The following is a 4110-nucleotide window of genomic DNA, read 5'->3' as shown; positions in this document are numbered from 1 at the left end:
GCCACGGTAATTGTCGTCAACCAGTGGGGCCTAACCAGGCTTGGAGAAGTTTCCATTTCTTCCCAAAAAAATATCCGAGCAGGATGTAACTGGTGGCATAGACCGCCGACCCTGTGAGGTTGAAAAAAAGAAAAATGTGCCATGGTATTTTCGACATACCGGCCAACAGATTGGCCACGACCGGTGGAAACAAGGCGATAAACCGCGCAATAAAAACAGCCTTGGCGCCATGACGTTTGAAAAATCGCTCAGGCCACTTTAACCTTTCTGGCGTGAGATGGAGCCAGTGAATTTTTTCCAAGCCGCTTTGGCCCAACCGTCGCCCCATCCAAAAGGAACAAATGCCGCCCAGGAAACACGCCACTGTTGCGGCCACCAAAGGTGGCCACAACGTACTGGCGGTTTTCCCCAAGATAAATCCGGCCCCAAGAAGAATCGTTTCTCCCGGTAGGGGAAAACCGATATTGTTCAAAAACACGACAATGAAGACGAGCCCATATCCGTAATGATGCATGTGGGGCAATATAGACCGCAGCCAGTCGAACATGTTCACCGCCCTGTCTTGACAATCGAGCACTTGAGCGGCTCGAAAAGGTTAAGCCGGATGGAAAGCCGGTCACCGTGTGCAGCTGTTTTTCGGCGGCGAGCCAAGTTGGCGCGTAGTCTGGGAAATATTCACTTACACGTGGGTGCGTAATTTAATAATACTCTCGCGGACGCTCGTTACAGCAGGCACGTGTAAATCCGTAGGCGAGAATGCCGCATTCGAGATAGCGCCGGAACTCCAGCTGTTGCGGCCAGCCGAGAATTGACCCAGGTGCCGATACTGGACTGACCCATGCATCTGGCTTTTGAACCGTCGCCATCCGTCCTTCTTTGCCATTGGCGTACAGCTTCCAGAACCAACGCTTTGACCCAGCGGGGCTCACCTCCAAGTACAACCCGCCCGAGTCGGTAAAACGTGCCCGCTTCCTATCTGGGGGGGCAGGCGGCATTTTTGCATTGCTTGTCAGTCAACATGAGGGAACTCCACGGCCGGGGAACACATCCCTAATTTTTCAGTGTTTACCCCGGTTGTTCCCAGTTTTTGGCTTGGTTGTCAACGAACTCGATAGGACAATATTGGACAACCAGATAGTGATTCACCAATGAAAAAGGCCGTTTACTGGATGTCAGTAAACGGCCTTGGACGTTTTGGTGGTGGAGCTGGGGGGATTTGAACCCCCGTCCGCAAGCCTTCTTCGAGCAGATCTACATGTTTAGCGGTCTGATTTGAGTCTCGCCACCTGTATCGCGCAGTCGCACGCTACACAGGACGCCAGCACCCTATTTTCTCGCCCCGAGTTAAGGTACCCAGCCCGGAGCCAGCCGATGAAATTATCTTTACAGCCGGGAGCCCCTAACTTTCGTTAAAGACCCCTTGCCCAGCCCATCGGCCTGCTGTTGTAAAGCTCACTGGCAATTAAGCAGCGAGTGCGAAACGTTCGTCGTTTGCAGTTAGTTTGTTTTAGTCAGTTTTACGAGCACACTAAGCTCGACATGCACCACACCGCGTCCGAACCCACGTCGAAACCAATGCAGCCCCAAGCCAAGTAGTTTAAGCCATTCGCAGCAAATTCAAGAGGGCGGAGGGGGTAGAAATCGTGAAATCGGCTTTCCAGCCTTGTGTGTCGGCGGTCGCGCCCAGATAACCATAGGCCGCCGCTACCGTGGGCATGCCCGCGGCACGACCCGCGACGATGTCACGTTCGTCGTCACCGACATACACGCATCGCTCGGGATGGACATTGAGTTGCCGGGCCGCTTCCAGCAGCGGCGCCGGGTGTGGTTTAGCGTGCGGCGTGGTGTCACCGCTGATGATGGCCCGTGCTGTATTGAACAGCGGCATGGCCTTGGTCAGCGGCACAGTGAAGCGGGCGGATTTGTTCGTCACGACGCCCCATTTGAGGCCGACCTGGCCAATGTGGGCAATCAATTCGGCGACGCCGTCAAACACATAGGTGTGCTCGGTCATGCGGGATTCGTAATTGGCAAAAAACTCTTCTTTAAGCGCATCAAAGAGGGCATCGTCAGGCGTCAAGCCGAAAGCCACGGCAATCATGCCGCGGGCGCCCGCTCCGGCCATGAATCGATATTGCGACAGGGGAAACGATGCCAGGCCTCGGTCGGTACGCATTTTGTCGGCCGCCGCGCCCAAGTCAGGGGCACTGTCAATCAGGGTGCCGTCTAGGTCGAACAGCACAGCGTCAATGTTTTTGAACATATCAGGACGATCAGGGAAGAGGGATGGATAACTCAGTTTTTCTGTGTGGCCATCAGGTAATTCACACTGGTGTCGGCGCTGAGCCAGTAATGGCGCGTCAGCGGGTTGTATTCCATTCCCTTGGTCTGCTGTAGGTTCAACCCTGCAGCGCGGCAATAACCGGCCAACTCGCTAGGTTTGATTAACTTGGCGTACTCGTGGGTTCCGCGAGGCAGCATATTAAGAACATATTCCGCCCCAACGATGGCGAACAGAAAAGATTTGGCATTGCGGTTGATGGTGGAAAAAAATACCTGCCCATCCGGTTTGACCAGCGCAGCACAGGCTTTGACGACCGAAGACGGGTCGGGCACGTGCTCCAGCATTTCCATGCAGGTGACCACGTCAAAACTGCCGGGTTGCTCGGCAGCCAGCGCCTCGGCGCTGATTTCGCGGTACTGCACACCCTCAGTCTGCGCCTCCAGCGCGTGGAGTTGTGCCACTTTCAGGGCTTTGGCTGCCAGATCAATTCCCAGCACAGCAGCACCTTTGCGGGCCATGGAGTCGGCCAGGATGCCGCCACCACAACCCACATCGAGCACACGCAGCCCCTTTAACGGGACCAAACTGTCAATCCAATCCAGCCGAAGCGGGTTGATCTGGTGCAAGGGACGGAATTCGCTTTCGGTGTCCCACCAGCGATGGGCCAGATCAGAGAATTTGGCCAATTCGGCCGGATCGAAGTTATCAGTTGTAGGCATGAGGTGATTATCGTTGAGACATAAAAAAACCGCGCCGTAGCGCGGTTTTTTTAGTAATCCAGGAGGATTACTTGTTGGCGCGGGTGCCAACCACTTCGATTTCCACGCGACGGTTTTTCGCGCGGCCTTCAGCGGTCTTGTTGTCAGCAACAGGCTGTTTCTCGCCTTTGCCTTCGGTGTAAACGCGGTTTTTCTCAATGCCTTTGGACACCAGATAAGCCTTGACAGCTTCTGAACGGCGAACCGACAGCTTCTGGTTGTAAGCATCGCTACCGACAGAGTCGGTGTGACCCACAGCAATAATCACTTCCAGGTTGATGTCCTTGATCTTGCCGACCAGGTCATCCAGCTTGGCTTTTCCTGCTGGTTTGATCACGGACTTGTCGAAGTCAAAGAACGCGTCAGCGGCGTAGGTGACTTTGGTTGCGGCAGGAGGAGCAACGGGTGCAGGAGCAGGAGCAGCGGCTTCAGGAGCAGGGGCAACCGCTACAGGAGCAGGAGCAACTACAGGAACAATTGCACCGTCGCAACCTGGGGCTGCGGTAGCAGGCGTCCAGTTGGCATCGCGCCAGCACAGTTCGTTGGTGCCGTTTTTCCAGACCAGATCACCGCTGCCGTTTTTCCAGTTGTCGATAGTTTGCGCACCAGCGGCGGTAACAAGCGCTGCGGAAGCAAACAACATTGCCATTTTGTTGAGTTTCTTCATGGTTCTCCTCTAGAGAAAAGCCGCAGACTTGCTGCGATTAATGATTTACACGCCGTGAGTGACCATCACTCAAAGCGTTACATTCATTGTGCCACACCGGCCCGAACCTTCAAGCACGCTATCGGCTTCGTCTGACACAGAGACAAGATTCTTCAGTATTTGTTGCTGCTTAGCCACAAAGTAGCCGCCTTAAACTCAAGCCTTAAAATCACAGACTTTCCTCAAGAATCTTGATAAATCCCAACCAGGCCTCTCATGACCCAGTTCGCAAAAGAAACCCTGCCCATCAGTCTTGAAGAGGAAATGCGACGAAGCTATCTCGACTACGCGATGAGTGTGATCGTGGGCCGCGCGTTGCCCGATGCCCGGGATGGCCTCAAGCCGGTGCACCGGCGCGTGCT

At 54.6% G+C, this 4110-nt stretch carries 4 protein-coding genes, 1 other RNA gene and 1 pseudogene; all 6 read right to left on the bottom strand.

Features of this window, described 5'->3' with window-relative positions; translation table 11 throughout:
* Positions 1-16: 16 nt before the first annotated feature.
* Positions 17-547 (bottom strand): DedA family protein, encoded by a 531-nt coding sequence (locus tag B3F77_RS11720; RefSeq protein WP_293605125.1) that lies wholly within the window; start codon positions 545-547, stop codon positions 17-19.
* A gap of 298 nt (positions 548-845) precedes the next feature.
* A pseudogene (locus B3F77_RS20995) lies at positions 846-1020 on the bottom strand (Arm DNA-binding domain-containing protein); the annotation flags it as partial.
* Positions 1021-1198: 178 nt separating this feature from the next.
* Positions 1199-1585, bottom strand: a transfer-messenger RNA (tmRNA) gene (ssrA, locus tag B3F77_RS11710).
* A gap of 12 nt (positions 1586-1597) precedes the next feature.
* Positions 1598-2263: a phosphoglycolate phosphatase gene (gene gph, locus B3F77_RS11705; protein ID WP_293605124.1), complete on the bottom strand. Its 666-nt coding sequence runs from the start codon at positions 2261-2263 to the stop codon at positions 1598-1600.
* A 32-nt stretch (positions 2264-2295) separates the two neighbouring features.
* Entirely contained in the window at positions 2296-3003 is a 708-nt protein-coding gene (gene ubiG, locus B3F77_RS11700; protein WP_293605123.1) for a bifunctional 2-polyprenyl-6-hydroxyphenol methylase/3-demethylubiquinol 3-O-methyltransferase UbiG, read from the bottom strand.
* Positions 3004-3070: 67 nt separating this feature from the next.
* A complete protein-coding gene (ompA, locus tag B3F77_RS11695; protein ID WP_293605122.1) occupies positions 3071-3709 on the bottom strand; it encodes an outer membrane protein OmpA in 639 nt (212 codons plus the stop codon).
* Positions 3710-4110 lie beyond the last annotated feature (401 nt).

The organism is Polaromonas sp. UBA4122 (genome assembly GCA_002381615.1).
GTDB lineage: Bacteria > Pseudomonadota > Gammaproteobacteria > Burkholderiales > Burkholderiaceae_C > Polaromonas.
This window is presented reverse-complemented; position numbering and strand designations above follow the sequence as displayed.